Annotated in this window: 20 protein-coding genes; 9 read left to right on the plus strand and 11 right to left on the minus strand. The window is 61.6% G+C overall.

Annotated elements, in window-relative coordinates; all coding sequences use genetic code 11:
* Positions 1 to 266: 266 nt before the first annotated feature.
* The 11 genes from flgL to flgB all read right to left on the minus strand — a co-directional run bounded on the left by flgL (position 267) and on the right by flgB (position 10,094).
* Complete coding sequence (gene flgL / locus DYL59_RS29755; RefSeq protein WP_135292368.1) at positions 267 to 1,463, minus strand: flagellar hook-associated protein FlgL; 1,197 nt, start codon at positions 1,461 to 1,463, stop codon at positions 267 to 269.
* A gap of 13 nt (positions 1,464 to 1,476) precedes the next feature.
* On the minus strand, positions 1,477 to 3,087 hold the full coding sequence (gene flgK / locus DYL59_RS29760) for a flagellar hook-associated protein FlgK (protein ID WP_135292369.1): 1,611 nt from the start codon (positions 3,085 to 3,087) through the stop codon (positions 1,477 to 1,479).
* Between the two features lie 65 nt (positions 3,088 to 3,152).
* The gene (gene flgJ, locus DYL59_RS29765; RefSeq protein ID WP_135292370.1) at positions 3,153 to 4,049 is read right to left on the minus strand and encodes a flagellar assembly peptidoglycan hydrolase FlgJ; all 897 of its coding nucleotides are present in this window, start codon (positions 4,047 to 4,049) and stop codon (positions 3,153 to 3,155) included.
* Complete coding sequence (locus tag DYL59_RS29770; protein WP_135292371.1) at positions 4,049 to 5,158, minus strand: flagellar basal body P-ring protein FlgI; 1,110 nt, start codon at positions 5,156 to 5,158, stop codon at positions 4,049 to 4,051. Before DYL59_RS29770 ends, flgJ begins: the two co-directional genes overlap by 1 nt.
* 11 nt (positions 5,159 to 5,169) lie before the next feature.
* A complete protein-coding gene (locus DYL59_RS29775; protein WP_135292372.1) occupies positions 5,170 to 5,826 on the minus strand; it encodes a flagellar basal body L-ring protein FlgH in 657 nt (218 codons plus the stop codon).
* 14 nt (positions 5,827 to 5,840) lie between these two features.
* Positions 5,841 to 6,623 (minus strand): flagellar basal-body rod protein FlgG, encoded by a 783-nt coding sequence (flgG, locus tag DYL59_RS29780; protein ID WP_135292373.1) that lies wholly within the window; start codon positions 6,621 to 6,623, stop codon positions 5,841 to 5,843.
* 31 nt (positions 6,624 to 6,654) lie between these two features.
* Positions 6,655 to 7,392, minus strand: a complete 738-nt coding sequence (locus DYL59_RS29785; RefSeq protein ID WP_135292374.1) for a flagellar basal body rod protein FlgF — start codon at positions 7,390 to 7,392, stop codon at positions 6,655 to 6,657.
* A gap of 4 nt (positions 7,393 to 7,396) precedes the next feature.
* Positions 7,397 to 8,545 carry a flagellar hook protein FlgE gene (flgE, locus tag DYL59_RS29790; RefSeq protein ID WP_135292375.1) on the minus strand — a complete coding sequence of 383 codons (1,149 nt, stop codon included), beginning with the start codon at positions 8,543 to 8,545 and terminating at the stop codon, positions 7,397 to 7,399.
* Between the two features lie 28 nt (positions 8,546 to 8,573).
* Positions 8,574 to 9,251: a flagellar hook assembly protein FlgD gene (locus DYL59_RS29795; protein ID WP_135292376.1), complete on the minus strand. Its 678-nt coding sequence runs from the start codon at positions 9,249 to 9,251 to the stop codon at positions 8,574 to 8,576.
* Positions 9,252 to 9,254: 3 nt separating this feature from the next.
* Positions 9,255 to 9,662, minus strand: coding sequence for a flagellar basal body rod protein FlgC (gene flgC / locus DYL59_RS29800; protein WP_122512426.1), 408 nt, complete (start codon positions 9,660 to 9,662; stop codon positions 9,255 to 9,257).
* Between the two features lie 15 nt (positions 9,663 to 9,677).
* Positions 9,678 to 10,094, minus strand: a complete 417-nt coding sequence (gene flgB, locus DYL59_RS29805) for a flagellar basal body rod protein FlgB (protein WP_135292377.1) — start codon at positions 10,092 to 10,094, stop codon at positions 9,678 to 9,680.
* Positions 10,095 to 10,256: 162 nt separating this feature from the next.
* Here flgB and flgA point away from each other — a divergent pair, with 162 nt between their 5' ends.
* From flgA to DYL59_RS29850, 9 genes are all read left to right on the plus strand, one after another.
* Positions 10,257 to 10,916 carry a flagellar basal body P-ring formation chaperone FlgA gene (gene flgA / locus DYL59_RS29810; RefSeq protein ID WP_238340786.1) on the plus strand — a complete coding sequence of 220 codons (660 nt, stop codon included), beginning with the start codon at positions 10,257 to 10,259 and terminating at the stop codon, positions 10,914 to 10,916.
* A 74-nt stretch (positions 10,917 to 10,990) separates the two neighbouring features.
* Entirely contained in the window at positions 10,991 to 11,266 is a 276-nt protein-coding gene (gene flgM / locus DYL59_RS29815) for a flagellar biosynthesis anti-sigma factor FlgM (RefSeq protein WP_135292378.1), read from the plus strand.
* 27 nt (positions 11,267 to 11,293) lie between these two features.
* Complete coding sequence (locus tag DYL59_RS29820; protein ID WP_135292379.1) at positions 11,294 to 11,725, plus strand: flagella synthesis protein FlgN; 432 nt, start codon at positions 11,294 to 11,296, stop codon at positions 11,723 to 11,725.
* A gap of 84 nt (positions 11,726 to 11,809) precedes the next feature.
* A complete protein-coding gene (locus DYL59_RS29825; protein WP_135292380.1) occupies positions 11,810 to 12,346 on the plus strand; it encodes a sigma-70 family RNA polymerase sigma factor in 537 nt (178 codons plus the stop codon).
* Positions 12,343 to 13,299, plus strand: a complete 957-nt coding sequence (locus tag DYL59_RS29830) for a FecR domain-containing protein (protein WP_135292381.1) — start codon at positions 12,343 to 12,345, stop codon at positions 13,297 to 13,299. Before DYL59_RS29825 ends, DYL59_RS29830 begins: the two co-directional genes overlap by 4 nt.
* 90 nt (positions 13,300 to 13,389) lie before the next feature.
* Entirely contained in the window at positions 13,390 to 15,798 is a 2,409-nt protein-coding gene (locus DYL59_RS29835) for a TonB-dependent siderophore receptor (RefSeq protein ID WP_135292382.1), read from the plus strand.
* Positions 15,799 to 15,874: 76 nt separating this feature from the next.
* Positions 15,875 to 16,411, plus strand: a complete 537-nt coding sequence (locus DYL59_RS29840; protein ID WP_135292383.1) for a sigma-70 family RNA polymerase sigma factor — start codon at positions 15,875 to 15,877, stop codon at positions 16,409 to 16,411.
* Positions 16,408 to 17,373, plus strand: a complete 966-nt coding sequence (locus DYL59_RS29845; protein ID WP_135292384.1) for a FecR domain-containing protein — start codon at positions 16,408 to 16,410, stop codon at positions 17,371 to 17,373. The genes DYL59_RS29840 and DYL59_RS29845 overlap by 4 nt, the downstream gene beginning before the upstream one ends.
* Positions 17,374 to 17,461: 88 nt before the next feature.
* Complete coding sequence (locus DYL59_RS29850) at positions 17,462 to 19,876, plus strand: TonB-dependent siderophore receptor (RefSeq protein ID WP_238340787.1); 2,415 nt, start codon at positions 17,462 to 17,464, stop codon at positions 19,874 to 19,876.
* Positions 19,877 to 19,959 lie beyond the last annotated feature (83 nt).

Consider the following 19,959-nt stretch of genomic DNA (forward strand, 5'->3'; position numbering starts at 1 on the left):
TTTTTGACTGCGTTCAGTCTGTTGGAAGTATTCGAGCAGGGCATCTTGTGGCTGACTTGGATATGCGCCGGGCTCGGCCAGTGATGACACCGCCGACCCCGTGTGGGAGGGGGCTTGCTCCCGATGCCGGTAGGTCAGCTACAGATGTGCTGACTGACACACCGCCATCGGGGGCAAGCCCCCTCCCACATGTGGATGTGTGTCTGGCTTGAAGAGTGATGACACTGCTAAGCCCCCTCCCACCTTTTTTAACTGCATTGAGGCGGTTAGATGTACTCGAACAGGGACATCTTCTGGATGCTGACGAAGGTTTGCTGCGCCGCCTGTAGCGCCACTTGCAGCGCGGTGTACTGGGTCACCGACTCGGTGTAGTCGGCATCCACCAACCCCGACAACCGTTCGGTGTAATTCAGTGCCAGGTCATCACCGATGGTGTCCAGCACATCCAGCTGATTCAGCCGCGACCCCACCGAGGTTTGCACCGTGAGCACATTGTCCTGGGCGTTGCTCAGTTGGCGGCTGGCGGTGGAGAGGGTGTTGTTGAGGTTGGCCTGGTCGGCGTCGGTTTCCACCGGGGTTTGCAGCACTGAGATCAGGTTTTTCAGGGTGGCAAACAGGTCTGGGTCGGCGTCGGCGGCTTTGCTGACGGTGATGGTGTCGCCGTCTACCGGGGTGCCGGTGAGGGTCAGGGACAGGCCGTTGACTTGCAGGCTGTCGCCGGAGGTGTAGGCCACCGGGTCGGCGCCGTCGAGGCTGTATTGCGCGGTGCCGTCGGCGGCGGTGCTGAAGGTGAGGCTGAAGCCGGTGCCGTAGTTGGCGTCCTGGGTGTCGGTGATGGTGGGGCCGCTGAAGGTGACGCTGCCGCTGTTGTCGCCAGCTTCGGCGATGAAACCGGCGGAGCTGCTGACGCTAAGAAAAATCGTCGCGCCGGTGTCGCCGCTGGCCATGCTCTGGGTGGAGCTGACCAGTTGGGTCACCGCGTTGCTATCGCCCTGGTACACCAGGTTGCCATCGGCATCGGTGGCAAACGCCGGGCTTTGGCTCTGGTAACCGGAAAACAGGTAGTTGCCGTTGCTGTCGGTGGCGTTGGCCAGGGTCACCAGCGTGTCGTACACCCCTTGCAACGAGGTGGCGATGGACTCGCGGTCGGCGTCGCTCAAGGTGCCGTTATTGGCCTGCACGATCAGCGCACGGGCGCTGGTGATCGCATCGTTGATGCTGTCCAGGGTGCTTTCTTCCTGGGACAGCGAGGTGCTGATGGCGCTGCGTGAGTCGGCATATTGCTGGTTCGCGGCGATGGCCTGGCGCACGTTGACGGCTTGGGCGGCGGCCAGGGAATCGTCCGAAGGGTTGACCACCCGCGTGCCGCTGGACACTTGCTGGGCGGCGGTCTGGTAGGCGCTTTCCTGGGCGAGCATGGAACTCAGGCTCTGGTTGTAAATCGTCGCACTGCTAAGGCGCATGGCGTCACTCCGCTCAGTTGATGTCGAGGATGGTGTCGAGCAGGGACGTGCCCACTTCCACCACTTTCGCGCAGGCCTGGTAGTACTGCTGGTAGACGATCAGGTTGGCCGCCTCTTCATCCAGGTTCACCCCCGATTCGGACTGTTGCAGGGTGGTCAATTGCTCGGTGAGGCTCGACTGGGTTTCCAGTTGCCCGGCGATTTTGCTCGCGGTGCTGCCTACGTCACTGACCAGCGCCGAATAGGTCTGGCTGAGGGTCTTGCTGCCGCCGACGATGCTGCTGGTTTGCAGGTTGAGCATGGCCAGGGCATTGCTGTTGTCACTGGCGCCGGTGGACGTGCCGGCGGCGATCAGGCTGCCGTCGGTAGTCAGGATGGTGAAGCTGCTGGCCGCATTGCGCGTGGGCATTACCAGGAAACTGTCGCCACTGTCGGCGGTGCCGCTGATGGCCACGCTCATGCCGGCGAAGGTCAGGGTCGCGCTGCTGCTGTCGAACGCCGAGGTGACGCTGGCACCGGTGTCGTTGCGGGTGACGGTGTAGCCGTCGGTGTCGGAGTACTTCACGGTGTAGTCGGTGGCGGCCAGGGCGCTGACGTCATCGGTGAAGGTGGCGGTGAGCGTGGCGTCGCCGGTGTTCTGGGTGTTGCCGTAGGTGGACGGGTCGGCCACCGAAAACAGCGCGGTGCCGGTGTCGCCGTTCAGGTCGATGCCAGCGGTCTGCAAGGTATTAAAGGCTTGGGTCAGGCTGACGGCGAGTATGCCCAACTGGTTCTGCGCATCCGTGAGGCTGGTGTCGCGAAAGTCCATCAGGCCGCCGATGGAGCCGCCTTCGAAGGTGGAGTCGTCCAGCGTGGTGGTGTGGCCGGCGGCGTCCACGTAGGTGACTACGGTTTGCGTCGGGTCGCTGGCCGAGACGGCGGTTTGCAGGTCGAAGCTGCTGTTGCCCGACACCAACGCCAGGCCGTTGCTCAGGGACACGGTGTAGCTGCCGTTGTCCTGGGTGGTGACGTCCACATCCACCAGTTCGCTGAGCTGGCTCACCAGCAGGTCGCGCTGGTCGAGCAGGGTGTTGGAGGTGGTGCCCAGGGCGTTGGTGAGGCTGATCTTTTTATTGAGGTCGGCGATCTGCTCGGTGATGTCGTTGACCTGGGTGACCTGATCGTCGATCTGGCTGTTGACGTCATCGGCCATGTCGTCGAGGTAGCTGCCCAATTGGGTGAACTGGGACGTCAGGGTTTGCGCGGCGCCGATCACTTCTTCGCGGGCAGCGGTGTCGCTGGCGTCGGAGGTCAGGGTTTGCAGGGCCGAGAAGAAACTCTGCATCAGGGTGTCGAGGCTGGCGTCGCCGTCGGCCAACAGGCTGTCGATCTGGTCCACTTCCGTCTGGTAGGTCGACAGCGCGCTTTCGGCACTCACCGAGCTATTGAGCTGGCTGGTGACAAACTGGTTGTACTGGCGATCCACACTGGAGATCTGCACGCCACTGCCCGAGGTGGACTCGGAGAAGTTGGCCACCTGCAAGGTGTAGCCCGTGGTGTAGGCGTTGGTGGTGTTGCTGCTGCTGGTACTGAGGGCGATCTGTGCGGCGGTCAGGCCGCTGACGCCAATGGAAATAATGCTCATCGAGAAGCTCCTGGGCTACATGGTTGGCACTATCGGCCCGGCGAAAGGGCATCTTGACCCCTGGCCTATAAATCGTTGCGTGCTTGTGTGGCGTGCAAGGGGCCGATGGTGGCCATGACGGAAATCAGCTTTTGCGCATAACGCGGATCGGTGGCGTAACCGCCCTGTTGCAGGGCGATGGCGGCTTGCGGTGCGTCAGTGGCGGTGCGCACGGCGGCGTAGCCGGGGCGGCTGCGCATCAGGCGGGCGTAGTCGCTGAAGGCGGCGTCGTCGCTGGGGTAGACGCGGAAGGCTTCGAGCTGTTTTTGCGCGGTGTCGTCGCTGTATTCGGTGGTCATCACTTCGGTGGTTGCGCCTTGCCAGGCTGAGCCTGCCTTGATGCCGAACAAGTTGTGGCTGTCGGCGCCCTGGGCGGTGGTGATGGTGCGCCGGCCCCAGTCGGTTTCCAGCGCGGCCTGGGCCAGGATCAGCTCGGCGGGCACGCCGCTGTTGCGGGAGGCGGTTTGCGCGGGCCCGCTCAGGCGCGCGACAAAGGCCTGGACGTGATCAGGCTGGTCGTTGTTGGTGCCGCTGACTTCATGGCGCTTCCAGGCGGCGAAAGGGTTGGGGCGGGTGGGCGGTAAATCGAGAAATGCCGTGGTGGCTGCGCTCAGCTCGGGAGTTGGCGCATGGGTGTAGCCGCTCAATTGGCGCGTGAGTTGCTCAGCCAGGCCGATGCCTTTGCCCGACAGGCTCTGTGCCCATTGCTGGTCGAGCATCTCGGTGTACATCTCGGTTTGCGAGTTGCTCGACATCTGCGACTTGGGCACCGCTGCGCGCATGCTTTTGAGCATCATCTGGATAAACACCGCCTCGAACTGCTTGCTGGCCTCCTTGAGTCCCGCGTGCGGGTCCAGGTGCGCGCTGTTGCGCAGGTGATCAAGGCCCTGCACGTCGAGGGCAAAGTGATCGGTGCTTTTCATCAGATAATCTCCAGCTCAGCCCGCAACGAGCCTGCGGCCTTGAGCGCCTGCAAGATCACCATCAAATCCTGCGGCGTGGCGCCCAGGGCGTTGAGGCCCTTGATCACGTCCATCAAGTTGGCCGTACCTTCCAGCAAATGCAGCGAGCCGCCCTGGGATTCGATGGAGATATTGCTCTGGGACGTCACCGCCGTTTGCCCACCGCTGAATGCGCCGGGTTGGCTGGCGGTGTTGGTGGTGTCGATGATCACCGACAAATTGCCGTGTGCCACCGCTGCGCGATACAGCTTCACCGAGCTGTTGAGCACGATGGAGCCGGTGCGCGAATCGAGGATGACTTTTGGCCGCGCCTGGATCGGCAGCACTTCAATGCTCTCGATGCGCGCCATGAAATTGGTGCGTTCGTTGGGCGACACCGGCCCCTGGATTTCGATCATTCCGCCGTCCACGGCCGACGCCACGGTGCGGCGCATGTCCAGGTTGATGGCGTAGACAATGCGCTGGGCGGTGGCCGAGTCCGGCTCATGCAGGGCCAGGCCGAGCAGGCCGTGGTCGCTGTTCAAGTTCAGCGCCACTGCGCGTTCGATGATTGCGCCGCGTGGAATTCGTCCGCCCGCAAGCTGGTTGACCGTCACGCTGCTGCCGTTGGCCGATGCGCCCGCACCGCCCACCAGCAGGCTGCCCTGGGCCACGGCGTACACCTCGCCGTCAGCGCCTTTCATTGGCGTCATCAACAGGGTGCCGCCGCGCAGGCTCTTGGCGTTACCGATGGACGACACCACCACGTCGATCTGCTGACCGGGGCGCGACAGGGCGGGCAGGTTGGCGGTGACGATTACCGCAGCGATGTTGCGCATCTGCATGTTCGCCCCGGCGGGCAGGGTGACGCCCAGTTGGGAGAGCATGTTGGTCAGGCCCTGTTCGGTGAACGGGCTTTGGGTGGTCTGGTCGCCGCTGCCGTCCAGGCCCACCACCAGGCCGTAGCCCACCAGGTTGTTGGGGCGGATGCCGGAAAAATCGGCGATGTCGCGGATCTGCTCGGCCTGCGCCGTTGCGCATAGCCACAACGGGCAGCTCAGCAGCAGGATTCTGGCGGCTCTTAGGAACATGGCAGCGTTACTCAAAAAGGTGAAACATTGAGAAGGATGCGATGGAGCCAGCCCATGCGCTGCGCTTCATTGATATAGCCATCGCCCACGTACTCGATGCGCGCCTGGGACACCTGGGTCGATGACACGGTGTTTTCCCCGGTGATGCTGCGCGGGTTGACCAGGCCGGAGAAGCGGATGAATTCGGTGCCCTGGTTGATGGCGATCTGTTTGTCACCGCGCACCCGCAAGTGCCCGTTGGGCATCACTTGCATCACTGTCACCGAGATGGTGCCGGTGAACGAGTTGTTCGCCTGGGAACCACCGGCGCCGACAAAGTCGTGGGTGGTCGATGCATCCATCCCAAACGAGCCGACCTGGGAGGCGCGCGCCGAGGTGGTGGCGAAACTCAAGCCCATGGAGCCTGCGCGGCTGGCGTTGGACGAGGAGTTCTTGCTGGCGCTGACCTGTTCTTCCAGCTGGATGGTCAGGGTGTCGCCGACCCGGCGTGGGCGGCGGTCTTCGAACAAGGGTTGCGAGCCGAGGCTGCCCTGGTAGATCGAACCGTTGGCCTGGCGCAGCGGATAGACCGGCGCCGGCAGGTCTTCTTCGGGCACCACCGGTTTGTGGGGCAGTTGATCGCAACCGGCGAGGGCCAGCACGCAGGCCAGCAGATACTTATGAGCCATGGTGGGGATCTCGCTCAAAGCTGGGTCAGACGCTGGAGCATCTCGTCCGAGCTTTCGACGGCCTTGCTGTTGATTTCGTAGGCACGCTGGGTCTGGATCATGCCGACCATTTCCTCCACCACATTCACGTTGGAGGTTTCCACGTAGCCCTGGGACAAGGTGCCGCCGCCGTTCAGGCCCGGCGTGGTTTCGGTGGGTGAGCCGGAGGCGTCGGTTTCCAGATAGAGGTTCTGGCCGATGCTTTCCAGGCCAGCCGGGTTGATGAACAACGCCAGGTTGAGCTGCCCGACCTGGGTCGAGGTGGACGCGGCGGGGGTAGTCACCGAGACGATGCCGTCGCTGCTGATGGTGATCGCAGTGGCGTTGGCCGGGATGGTCACGCCGGCCGAGAGTTTGTAGCCGTTGGAGGTGACCATCTCGCCGTTGGAGTCGAGCTGGAAGCTGCCGTCACGGGTGTAGCCGGTGCTGCCGTCGGGCATGTCCACCTGGAAAAAGCCCAGGCCGTTGATGGCCAAGTCCTTGGAGCTGCTGGTCTGTTCCAGGTTGCCCTGGGTGTGCAGGCGCTCGGTGGCCACTTCGCGCACGCCGGTGCCGACCTGCAAGCCCGAGGGCAGGCGGGTGTCGGTGCTGCTTTGCGCGCCGGGTTGGCGCACGTTTTGGTACACCAGGTCTTCGAACACCGCGCGCGAGCGCTTGAAGCCGTTGGTGCTGACGTTCGCCAGGTTGTTGGCGATCACGTCCATTTGGCCCTGTTGGGCTTCGAGGCCGGTTTTTGCCGTCCACAGCGATCTGATCATGGTGCGGTTCCTTGTGGGTGCAACGGTGCGGTCAGCTCACGGACAGCAGGCTGTTAGCGCTCTTGGCGTTTTCGTCGGCGGTGCTGATGGCTTTCATCTGCATGTCGTAGCGGCGTGAGTTGTCGATCATCGCGACCATGGCGCTGGTGGGGCTGACGTTGCTGCCTTCCAGGGCGCCGGGGGCGACGCGCAGGGTGTCGTCGGCCGGCAAGGGTTGGGCGTTGGCGGTGCGGAACAAGCCATCGGTGCCCGGCTGCAAGGTGCCGGGTTGTGCCGACACCAGCTTCAATTTGCCCACCGGGCTCAAACCCCGTGGGCTCATGCCCAGTTCACGCACGCTGATGGTGCCGTCGCTGCCCAGGGTGACTTCGCTGCCCAGGGGCACAGTGATCGGGCCGCCATCGCCGATCACCGGGCGACCGCCCACGCTCATGGCGCCGGTGCCGTCCACCTGCAAGTCGCCACGGCGGGTGTAGGCCTCGCTGCCGTCGCCGGTCTGTACCGCGAGCATCACGTTTTCGCCCAGGGCCACGTCCAATGCGCGGTCGGTGTGCACGATGGGGCCTTCGCTCCAGTCCACGCCGATGCCGTTGGCGGCCACCGACACACGGGTCGGCAGGCCGTCGCCCGCCACCGGTGAAGACTGCATCTCCACCAGTTGCGCACGAAAGCCCGGGGTCACGATGTTCGCCAGGTTGTTGGCCACGACGGCTTGTTGTTCGAGCGCCTGGTTGGCCCCGCTCATGGCCGTGAAAAGCATGCGATCCATAGGGTCAGGAACCGATGTTCACAGCTTGTTGCAGCACTTCGCTTTGCGCCGTCACCGACTTGGCGTTGGCCTGGAAGTTACGCTGGGCAATGATCAGGTTCACCAGCTCCGCGGTCAGGTCGACGTTGGAGTCTTCGGTGGTGCCGCTGAGGATCGAACCGAGCGAGCCGCTGCCCGCCACGCCCAACAACGGTTGCCCGGACGAGGTGGTGGCCAGCCAGGTGTTGTCGCCATTGGCCTTCAAGCCGTTTTCATTGCTGAAGGTGGCGAGTTGGATTTGGTCGATGTTTTTGGTCTGGTCGTTGGAGTAGGTGGCGACCACGGTGCCGGTTTCATCGATGGTGAAGCTGACCAGGCTGCCGGAGGTGTAGCCGTTCTGGGTGATGTCGGACACCGCCGAGTCGTTGCCGAACTGGGTGGTGCCGGTCAGGTCCAGGGTGAGGGCGATGTCTGCCGCGCCGTTGTCCGGGTCGTAGGTGTAGGTGCCGGTGGCGCCGCTGGTGATCAGGCCGCTGGCGCTGAATTCGACCGTTTGGGTGTCGGTCAACAGGTTGCCGTCGATAGCGGTGTGCACGGTCCAGCTGTTTTCGCCGCTCTTGGTGAAATACAGGGTGCTGGTGTGGCTGATGCCCAGGGAGTCGTAAAGCGTGGCGCTGGTGGAGTAGGAATAGGTGGACGAGTCGGTCTGGTCGAAGGTGGTGGTGATCACGTCTTCGCTGGCGTCCAGGTTCAACTCGGCATCCAGCTCGGTGCTGGCGCTGGCTTGCAGGCCAGTGGTAGGGATCTGGATGACGCCGTTGACCCCCAGCAGTTTGTCGCCGGCGGCGTTTTCCAGGTAGCCGTCGGCGGTCAGGGTGAGCTGGCCGTTACGCGAGTACACGGTTTGGGTGCCGTCGGTGAAAGTGAAGAAACCGTCGCCGTTGATCGCCAGGTCCAGGGAATTGTCGGTGGTGGTCAGGCTGCCGGATTCGAAGTTCTGCACCACGCCGGAGACCTGGGTGCCCAGGCCCACATCGGCGCCGGAGTACACGTCGGCGAACTGGGTGGTGGAGCTTTTGAAGCCCACGGTCTGGGAGTTGGAAATGTTGTTACTGACCACGTTGAGGTCGGTGGACGCCGCCGACAGACCGCTGAGCGCTTGGGAAAAAGCCATGGTGTTTCTCCTTTATAGAGGTAGGGCGTCAGAGGACGAGGCTGATGTCGCTGAGGGCAACGTTGTCGTTGACGCCCCCCAGGTCCAGTGCAACCTGGTTGCTGCTGTCGGTGGTCACGCCGGTGACCAGGGCATATTTGAGTGCGGTGCTGGTGACCGCGACGTCGCTGGCGGTGGCGCTGATGCTGAAGGTGTAGGCGCCGTCGGCGGCGGTGGTGCCGTCGTCCTGCAGGCCGTCCCACGACAAGGCCTGGGTGCCGGAACTCATGCTGCCTTCATCAAGGGTGCGCACCACCGTGCCGGTGCTGTCCTTGATGGTGACGGTGACGTCGTCGGCATCGCTGTCGAGGGTGACGCCAAAGGTGGTGGCCACGCCGTCGCCGACCTGGATGGTGTTGCCGTCGATCAACACGCCGTTGCCCACCAGCGCCGAGGCTTGCAGGGTTTCGGCGGCGCTGATCTGGCTGGAGATGCCTTCGAGTGTCGAGGTGACGTTCTCGATGCTGCTGATGGTGCTGATCTGCGCCAGCTGGGTGACCATCTCGCTGTTGTCCATCGGGTCGGTGGGGTCTTGGTTTTGCAACTGCGTGGTCAGCAGCGTGAGGAACTGGTCCTGCAAGTCATCCGCCGCCGAGGTGGTGCTGTCGGCGGTGGTGCTGGTGCTGTTCATGGTCGACAGCACCGAGCTGGCAATCGTACTGGTCATGGTTTAGGCCTCACCCAGGGTTAAAGTTTTGAGCATCATTTCCTTGCTGGTGGACATGACTTCAACGTTGGCCTGGTAGGAGCGCGACGCGGAGATCATGTTGACCATTTCGCCCACCGGCTCGACGTTGGGCATGGTCACGTAGCCCGACTCGTCGGCCAGCGGGTCGCCGGGGCGGTATTCCTGGCGCATGGGCGAGGCGTCCTCGACCACTTGGCTGACGCGCACGCCGCCGATGTTGCTGCCGGCCTGGTATTGGGACTCGAATACCACCTGGCGCGCCCGGTAGGCTTCGTTGTCGGGGCCGCTGGTGGTGTCGGCGTTGGCCAGGTTGCTGGCGGTTACGTTCATGCGCTGGGACTGGGCGCTGAGCGCGGAGCCGGCGATATCGAAAATGCTGAACATCGACATGGTGCTTACCCTGGGTTATTCGGACTGCATGGCGGTCTTGAGCGACTGCAAGCGGCTGGTCAGGAAGGTGAGGCTGGCCTGGTAGCGCACGGCGTTGTCGGTGAACTGGGCGCGTTCGCGGTCCATGTCCACGGTGTTGCCGTCCAGGCTCGGTTGGTCGGGCACGCGGTAGAGCAAGTCGCGGCTGGCAAAACTGCTGGTGGACGCGGCTTGCAGGTGCCGGTCCGAGGTGGTGGCGAGCGTCATGCCACGGCCCTGGGTGTGCTCTTTTTGCAGGGAGCTGGCCAGTTCGGTGGAGAAGTCGAAGTCCCGCGCGCGGAAGTTGGGGGTGTCGGCGTTGGCGATGTTATTGGCCAATACCTGCTGGCGCTCAGCCCGCAAACTCATTGCGTCCTGCTGAAAGCGCAGCTCGTTGTCGAGCTTGTCGATCATGGTTGCGGACCTGTGCATTAAATAAATGAACGGCTCGCAGGTTAGTCCCAAGGCTGCCCAGGCAAAGGCTGAAACAGGCGGCTATTTGGCGACTAATTCAGGATTTGCCCTGGGGGTGGGGCGACTAGAATTCGGCGCTGGGAAGCTTTGAGGGTGGGATAGATGGCGTGGCGAATGCTCGGTTTGATGTGCGTGCTGTGCAGTGCCATGGCCCAGGCGGATGGCTTGGAAGACAAGGTGCGCGGTGTGATTGCACCGCGCTTGCCGGTGCGCGCGCAGTTGGTGGCGGTGGACATCGGCCAGCCTGCCACGCGAATTTTGGAGTGCTCGCAGCCTCGGCCTTATCTGGTGCATCCCGAACAAAATGCTTTTGGCCGCGTGGCCGTCGGCGTGCGTTGTGACAGCGAAGTGGCCGGGTACCTGCAAGTCAGCGTGCAGGTGGTGGGCGACTATATAGTCAGCCGCCAGCGCATCACGGCGGGCGAGGTGATCAAGGCGCCGATGCTGGAACTCAAGCGCGGCCCGCTGGAGCGCTTGCCCAAGGGCAGCGTGTTCGAAATGGGCCAGATCATCGGTCGCCAGGCCAGTCGTACTCTGGGCCGAGGCATGGTGCTGACCCGCAGCCACTTCCGCGAGCCTTGGTTGGTGCAACGCAACCAGCGGGTGACGTTGCAGGCCCAGGGCGCCGGTTTCACCATCAGCCGCGAAGGCAAGGCGCTGGACAACGGTAGCCTGGGCAGCAGCGTGCGGGTGCTGGGCAACGACGGCAAAATGCTCAACGCCCAGGTGGTGGGCCAGAATGAATTGCTGCTGCGTTATTAATTTTTATCCAAGGTCAAAGTTTGCCATCGCGATTGCCGATAGTGACTCAACCACAGCCAATTGAAGCCTCTAACGTGAAAATCATAAGTGCGAACCTGACCAACCCCCCAGCGCCCACTGACAGCAAGGTGGCGGGTGCTCAACGCATGGACCTGCAGCCGTTGGACGCCACCCTTGATGACGGCGTGCAAGTGTCCAGCAGCACCGCCAGCGCGGACGTGTCTACGTCGGCCGATGTGGATATGGAAAAAGTCGCGGCCCTGCGCCAGTCCATCGACAGTGGCACTTACCAAGTGAGCGCCGATTCGATCTTTGATGGGCTGGCGGCGAGTGTCCGCGAAACCGAATGAGCGCCCGTTGATGAGCCGCAGGTAACCATGAGTCTGAGTAAACATCTGCAGGTGCAGCAGGAAGCGATTGAGCAGTTGGTGCAATTGCTGGAGCAGGAACGCTTGGCGTTGGCCCAGGCCAAGGTGGATGGCGAACGCCTGCAAGAACTGACGGCGAGCAAGCAGGCTGCGTTGCTCAGGTTGGAGCAGTTGGAAGCCATACGCGCCGGGGCACAGTTGAAGCTGGGCTATGGGGCGGGTCGCCAAGGTGCACTCAAGGCGGCTGAGGATGCTGATTGCGTGGCGATTTGGCGTGAGGTGCAGGCGCTGGCCCGCAGGGCGCGGGAGTTGAACGTGGCCAATGGTGAGGCGTTGGGTGTGCGTATGGCGGCTAACCAGCGGATTGTCGGGTTCCTCAATACGGTGGTGGGTAACAAATTGTATGGACCGGATGGGCGCACGCGGCGGGATGAGACCTGAAGCGGGGAACTGGCAGTTTCCCCGTTGTAGTCGCTATCTTTTCTCATTACCATTGGGAACTATTCTTATTTGGTAGGGCGCCTTATGCCCCCGCTTCCCGAGCCCGTTGCCTCACCGTTCAGCGTTGGTAGCCTCTATACAGCCCACCATGGCTGGATTCAGCGCTGGCTCGCCAGAAAACTCGGCAACGTCAGTGATGCTGCAGAACTGGCCCATGATGTGTTCGTTCGGCTGTTAAGCCAGCCCCGCGAATTTGGCAGCGACGGGCATGCGCGTGCGTATCTGAGCACCTTGTCGCGCAACGTCTGTGTGGATTTTTTTAGGCGTAGGCAGGTGGAGCAGGCTTGGCTTGAGGTGTTAGCGAGTCGGCCTGAGGAATGTGCGCCCTCGGAAGAGCACCGCGCGCTGGTGCTGGAGGCGCTGGTGCATTTGCAGGCGATGCTCGATCGCTTGCCGGCGAAAGTGTCCCAGGCGTTCTGCCTGGCCCAGATCGACGGCTTGAGCTACCGCCAGATCGCGCAGCGCATCGGCGTGAGCGAACGCACGGTCACCAAATACATCGGACAGGCGATGTTCCAGTGCATGGTGCTGGAAGCCGAGTTGGACGGCGCCCTGTCATGAGCAGCCAACCCGGTGGCCTTGACCACGCCACCTTGCAACAAGCCGCCGACTGGTATGCGCGCCTGATTGCCGAACCCACGGCCGTGTCATTGCATGAGGCGTGGCGCCAATGGCATGCCCACAGTGAGATCAATCGCCAGGCCTGGAGCTATGTCGCGCGCGTGGGGCAGCGCTTTGCGCCGTTGCAGGAGGATTTGGCGGGGGCCAACAAAGCGTTGGAAAACCTGCGGCACTCCCAGCGTTCGCGGCGGCAGGTGCTGCGCGGGTTGTCAGTGGTCATGGGCGGCGCGTTGCTGGGCTGGGGCAGTTGGCAGCAGCGTTGGTTGCCGGGGGCGGACTTTCATACCGGTACTGCGGTGCTGGGTGAGCAACGGTTGGCCGATGGTTCGCGTATCTGGCTCAACAGCGGCACGGCGCTGGATGTGAAGTTCAGCGGCGGGCTGCGTGAGTTGAAGCTGTACCGGGGTGAAGTGCTGATCAATACCGGCAGTGATCGCAGACCGTTTGTTGTGAACACCCCGCAAGGTCATTTGCGGCCTCTGGGGACGCGGTTCAGCGTGCGCGAACAGGATGGCCGTACGCTGCTCAATGTGTATGAAGGCAGCGTGCAAGCCAGCTGCGCCGACACCGATCAAACCCGAATAGTGCCGGCAGGGCAGGGTGTGGCTTTTGATCGTCAGAACATGTCGGCAATGCAGCGTGCGCAACCTGGGCGCGAGGCGTGGGCCAAGGGGGTGTTGATGGCGGGCGATATGCGCTTGGCAGACTTTATTGCCGAACTGGCCAGCTATCGTGAGGGGCATCTGGGGGTTGATCCACAGGTGGCCAATCTTCGGGTGATGGGCACCTATCCCCTGCAAGACACCGATCAGGTACTGGCGATGTTGGAGCAGGTGTTGCCGGTGCGTGTTGAGCGGCGCTTCAATTGGTGGGTGACTGTGGTTCCACGCTGAATTTTTTTTCTGCTGTGCTTCCGGTTTTGGATTTTCATTCGAATTAGAGAAGGACAACGGCTTGATGCCTCCTTCGACCGGAACTGTTTTATGTCCTCATTCCTGCGTAACTCACCTAAACCTTTGGCCCTGGCGATTGCGGTTGCCGTGGCTATGCCCGTTGGCCTGAGCCTGGCACCGCTGGCGGCTGCCGCCGAACAGGCAAGCGTGCAGCGTTTTGACCTGCCGTCCGGTGCCTTGGCCGATCAACTCAACCAGCTCGCCGCCCAAGCCGGTATCTATTTGGCGGGCGATGCTGCACTCACCGCAGGGAAGACCAGCCCTGGGCTGCATGGCAGCTACAGTGTGGATCAGGCATTGCAGGTGGTTTTGGCGGGCAGTGATTTGACCGTGGTGCAGACCGGCGAGGGGCGCTATCAATTACAACCTGGGGCGGGCGGTGCCTTGCAGCTGGGTGCGGTGTCCATCTCTGGCATGGCGCCGGGGTCGACCACTGAAGGCACGGGGCTTTACACCACCTATTCGTCCAGCAGTTCGACACGCCTGAACCTGACGCAGAAAGAAACCCCGCAATCGGTAACGGTGATTACCCGTCAACGTCTTGATGACCAGAAGCTCACCAACCTCACCGAAGTGCTGGAGGCCACGCCGGGCATCACCGTGTTGCGGGTGGGTGTGGGGGCGGAGAACGATACGTATTGGTCCCGTGGTTTCCAGATCAACAACTTCGAGATTGACGGCGTGCCGACTTCGGCGCGGTTGGACAACACCACCCAGAACACCGCGATGTATGACCGGGTTGAGGTAGTGCGCGGTGCAACGGGCTTGATCAGTGGCTCGGGCACGCCGTCGGCGACTATCAACCTGATCCGCAAGCGGCCAACTGCCCAAGCCCAGGCCAGCATCACCGGCGAGGCGGGCAGTTGGGATCGTTATGGCACGGGGTTCGATGTGTCGGGGCCGTTGAATGACGTTGGCAATATCCGTGGTCGCCTGGTGGTGGACTATAAGAAGCAGAATTCCTGGGTGGATCGGGTCAACACCGATTCGCAGTTGGTGTACGGCATTTCGGAGTTCGACCTGAGTGACGCGACCATGCTGACGGTGGGCTTCAGCTATATAAACAATCAGGTGAACGACCCGCTGCGCACCGGTTTTCCGATGTTCTACAGCAACGGCAACCGCACCACCTTCAGCCGTTCCGCCAACAGCGCGCCGGACTGGGCTTACAACGATCGCAAGCAGACCAATGTTTTCACGTCGCTCGAACACCAGTTCGATAACGGCTGGAGTGGCAAGGTAGAAGTCAGCCATACCCAGAACCAGTTCGATGAACTGATCAACTATATGAACGGCAGCATTGATCAGGGCACGGGGGCTGGCGCTTATCTGTATCCCAATCGCTGGTCGGGTACGCCGCGCCAGAACAACCTAGACGCCTATCTCACTGGGCCGTTCAACCTGTTTGGGCGCGAGCATGAGTTGATCGCTGGCGTGACGATGTCGCGCTATAACGAAAACACCCCAAGCCATGGCGGCTGGTTCGGCAGTTGGACCGGTTACGACGGCACTGTGCCTAACATTTTTGAGTGGAACGGTAGCGGTGCGAATATTCCGAACACCACGCCTGTGGGTAAGACTCATATAGAAGAAGACCAATACGCGGCGTACCTGACCTCGCGCTTGCATGTCACCGACAACACCACGGTGATCCTCGGCAGCCGCGTCACCGACTGGAAACGCAACAACGAGGTGGTGACCTACGCTGACCCTACCCAGAACACCGAAAGCAAGGAAACCCGCAACGGCGTGTTCCTGCCCTATGCCGGCGTGGTGTATGACCTGGACAGCACCTGGTCGCTGTATGCCAGCTACACCAAGATCTTCAATCCCCAGGCTTATGGCGTCCACGACGAAAACAATAAAGCGCTGGACCCGCAAGAGGGCACCGGCTACGAGGTGGGGATCAAGGGCAGCTTTAATGAAGACAGGCTCAACGCCAGCCTGGCGCTGTTCAAGATCGACCAGGACAACCTGGCGGTCTACGTGCGAGCCCCGGATATCTATCGCTTGGAACAGGGCACCTCTACCGAAGGCGTTGAGCTGGAACTCAATGGTGAACTGAGCGAAGGCTGGCAAGCGTCCGCCGGATATGCCTACAGCGTGAGCACCAACGCCGATGACCAGCGCATCGTCACCACCAGCCCACGCCATAGCCTCAAGACCTTCACCACCTATCGACTGCCGGGTATGTTCGACAAGGTGACTGTTGGCGGCGGAGTTAACTGGCAGAGCAAGACGGGGATGGACTTGCATACGTTTGAGCAAGGCAGCTACGCGCTGACCAACCTGATGGCGCGGTATGAGATCAGCCGCAACCTCAGCGCGACGTTGAATGTGAATAACGTGTTTGATCGCAGTTATTACGCCTATGCGGACAGTTGGAGTGTGTACGGTGCGCCGCGTAATTTTATGACGAGTTTCAAATACACGTTCTGAACCAACAATTGCGGGGGGCGGCGCATCAAAGCTACACTTGCTAATCATTCTTATTAGCAATCAAGGCCCGCTCTCCATGAACGTTCCGTCTGGCGTCCCTGCACCCGGTTCCAACTTGGAGGCCCTGTACCGATCGCACCATGGCTGGATGCAGCAATGGCTGCAACGCAAGCTGGGCAATGCCAGCGATGCGGCGGAGCTGGCCCATGATGTGTTCGTGCGTTTGCTGGCGGCGCCTCGGGTGTTCAACGATGAGGAGCATGCGCGGGCGTATCTGGGGCGCATGTCGCGGCACATGTGCGTCGACTTCTGGCGACGCCGGCGCATTGAGCAGGCGTATCTGGACGTGCTGGCGGCGCAACCTGAGCATCAGGTGCCGTCGTTGGAGCATCAGGCGATCATCCTTGAAACACTCGGGCAGTTGCAGGCCATGCTGGAGCGCATGCCCAAGCGGGTGGCCGAGACGTTCCTGCTGGTGCAGTTGCAAGGGCTGACACAGCGCGAGACCGCCCAGCGGCTGGGGGTGAGTGAGCGCAGTGTGAATAGCTATCTGGCTCAAGCGATGTATCAGTGTCTGCTGCTGGAAGTCGAGTTGGCCGGGGCGCTGGTTTGAACCCGCTCACGCCCGATCACCATGTGCTGCAACAGGCTGCCGGTTGGTTCGCCCGGTTGCATGCCATGCCGGATGACGTAGGCGCCCGCACTCAGTGGAGCGCATGGCTGGCGCAAGATGCGCAGCATCGCCTGGCTTGGCAGTACGTCGAGGGCATCAACCAGCGTTTCGCAAACCTGGGCGGTGATGCTGGTCAGGCGCATCAGGTGTTGACCACGTTGCGCCGTGAGCGTATTTCGCGCCGCACTTTGCTTGGCAGCCTGTGCGTGGCGGGCGTCGGAGGGCTGTTGGCGTCGGCGGGTTGGCGGCAAGGTTGGATGGATTCGCCGCGGGCCTGGTTTGCCACGTATCGTACCGGGCTGGGCGAGGTGCGACCGATCCGTTTGGCCGATGGCAGCCAGCTCTGGCTCAACGGCGCGACGGCAGTGGATGTGCACTTTGATGAAGGCGTGCGGCAACTGAGTGTGTATCGCGGCGAGATACTCCTGGAGACGGGCGCTGATGCGCGACCTTTGCATGTGGTGACGCGGGCTGGCCTCATGCAGCCGTTGGGCACGTTGTTCAGTGTGCGTGCCGAGGGACTGCAGACCACCTTGAGCGTCTTCGGCGGCGCGGTGCAGGCCACTTGCGCGGACAGTGGTCGACAGGCACGCGTCGAGGCGGGCCAGGCGATGGTCTTTGATGCGCAGGCCAATGGTGTGCTGTTGCCTGTGAAAGCGCAGCGCCAGGATTGGAGTCGGGGTGTGCTGGTGGCCGAGGACATGCCGCTCGGCGAAGCGCTGCGGGTACTGGGTGAGTATCGTCACGGCCATCTGGGTCTCGATCCGGCACTTGCGGGTTTGCGCGCCGTGGGGACTTACCCGTTGCTCGACACTGATCGGGCCTTGGCGATGTTGGAGCGAGCGCTGCCGATTCGGGTGGTGCACACGTTGCCGTGGTGGGTCTCGGTCGAGGCGCGTTGAAAAAGTCGAAAAAACTTTTCCGGTTTTGCGCGGCTCGCTCGCTTGGTTGGATGACGCTACTCCATTCGACCTCCGAAAGGACTCATTCATGCTTTCTCGCGCTACCGTTTTCTCGCGCCACCAGCCTCTGGCTCTGGCAGTCGTCATGGTCTTTGCCGGTAATGTGGGGGAGGCCCTGGCTGACAGCCCTGGCGCTTCTTCCCAACAGCAATCCCTGGACATTCCGGCCGGCCCGCTGGCCCGTCAGTTGAACCTGTTGGCCAGCCAGGCAGGCATTCTCGTTGGTGGGGATGCGGCGTTAACGGCTAATAAACAAAGCCAGGCTGTGCACGCCACCAACGTGGAGCAGGCGCTGGCGCAAATGCTGGCGGGCACAGGCGTACAGGCGGTACGAACGGGGGAGCGCGAGTTTCAATTGGTGGTGCAGTCGGCAACCGGCTTGACCTTGGGCGCGACGACTATCACCGGCCAAGGCCTGGGGGCTGTGACCGAAGACAGCGGCTCGTATGCGACCGGACGCTCCGCGACAGCCACCAAGCTGGCGATGTCCCTGCGTGAAACGCCGCAGTCGGTCACTGTCGTGACCCGCCAGCGCATGGACGACCAGGGCATGAAGAACCTCGATGATGTGATGCAGAACGCGACCGGCATCATGGTGGTCAAGAACGGTGGCGAGCGTTCGCTGTACCAAGCTCGCGGCCAGTTGGTCGATAGCCTGCAAATTGATGGTGTGCCGACCAACATCAGCAATGCCTATTCGATGGATGCCATCTCTAAGCCCACCACCGACATTTATGATCGTGTTGACATTGTGCGCGGCGCCACGGGGCTGATGGAGGGCGCGGGAACGCCGTCGGCGTCGATCAATTTGATTCGCAAACGCCCGACGGCCGAGCCACAGGCGCTGATCGAAACGTCGATGGGCTCTTGGGATGACTATAAGACGATGGTTGACCTGTCTTCGCCGCTTAATAAGGAAGGCACGTTGCGTGGGCGCTCGGTCATTTCCTATAACAATGCCAATAGCTATCTGGACACTGCGCAAAAAGAGAATCAGCTGTTTTACGGCATTCTTGAGGCGGATGTGAGTGAGTCGACCCTCGTGACCTTGGGTTACAGCTATCAGAAGGAACGCAACTCGGGTTATGACTGGTCCGGCCTACCGATCCATACCGACGGCACGTTCTATCCGTTGTCGCGCTCCACTTCGCTGACCGGGGACTGGAATCACCTGGACAAGCGCAATACCACAGTGTTTACGGATATCCAGCACACCTTTGCCAATGATTGGAAAGCGGTGTTGGCGGTCAATCAGATGTGGTCCAAGTCGGATTTTCTGGGTAACTACACCTGGCCGGCCGGCACCACCGACCAGTTCACCTTGAATCCGCGTCACTTCCGGTATGACGATACCCAGACCAGTATCGATGGCTACGCATCCGGTCCGTTCCAATTGCTGGGGCGTGAGCATGAGCTGATTATCGGGGGCAACTGGCGCAAGGATGACTTCGATTACCACGGTGGTCGCGATGCCACCTATCGTTATGTAGTCGATATGAATAACGTTGCGGCGTTTGATCCACCCAAGCCAACGGCTTTGAACGTCAATCAATGGAAGTACAACCGCACGCAGGAACAGAAGGGGGTCTATGTCGCCGGGCGTTTTAATCTGACAGACTCCACCACGTTCATCCTCGGCAGCCGCTTGAGCTGGATCAGCTATGACAACCTGGATGTGGTGACGAGGCCGGTGCATACCCACTATTCCAAGAGCGGTGAACTCACGCCGTACGCAGGCCTGGTCCAGGACCTGAGTGAGAACCTGACTGCCTACGCCAGCTATACCGAAATATTCAAGCCGCAGAACAACCAGGACATCACCGGCTCAGTGCTTGAGCCCATGACGGGCAGCAATTATGAGGTCGGGCTTAAGGGGGAGTTCTTCGACAAGCGCCTGCTGGGTTCCATTGCTGTGTATCAGGCCGATCAGACGGGCCGGCCGGAGTTGATTACTTGCGATCGCGACTGGTCGTGCTACCGGGCTTCCGACAAGGTGCGTAATCGCGGTTTTGAGCTGGAGTTGAATGGTGAGATCACCTTAGACTGGAATGTCTCGGCGGGTTACACCTATAACCAATCCAAATATGTAGGCGGTGAGCAGAAGGGGGAGGACTTTAATAGTGCTGCTCCGCGGCATCTGCTCAAGCTCGCCAGCGACTACCGTTTGCCAGGTGCGCTCAACCACATGCGGCTGGGCGGCAGCTTCTATGCGCAAAGCACGATGGTGCAGCGGGAGTATGGCAAGGATTACAAGATCCAGCAGGACGCATACCACTTGGTCAACCTGCATGCGGTCTACGAGATCAACAAGAACCTCGAGCTGCAGTACAATCTGGATAACGTGTTCGACAAGAAGTACTACCAGACGCTGGGTAACCCCAATTACTGGAACTTCTACGGCGAGCCGCGCAATTTCAATATGGCGCTGCGCGCGAAGTTCTGAGGGCGGGGTAGGCTGCCAGCGTAGGTAATTGGCGGCCTTTTCAAGAATATGGAGAAAAGGGTTGACGGCAGATTCTGGAAGCC

Source organism: Pseudomonas kairouanensis (assembly GCF_004682055.1).
GTDB lineage: Bacteria > Pseudomonadota > Gammaproteobacteria > Pseudomonadales > Pseudomonadaceae > Aquipseudomonas > Aquipseudomonas kairouanensis.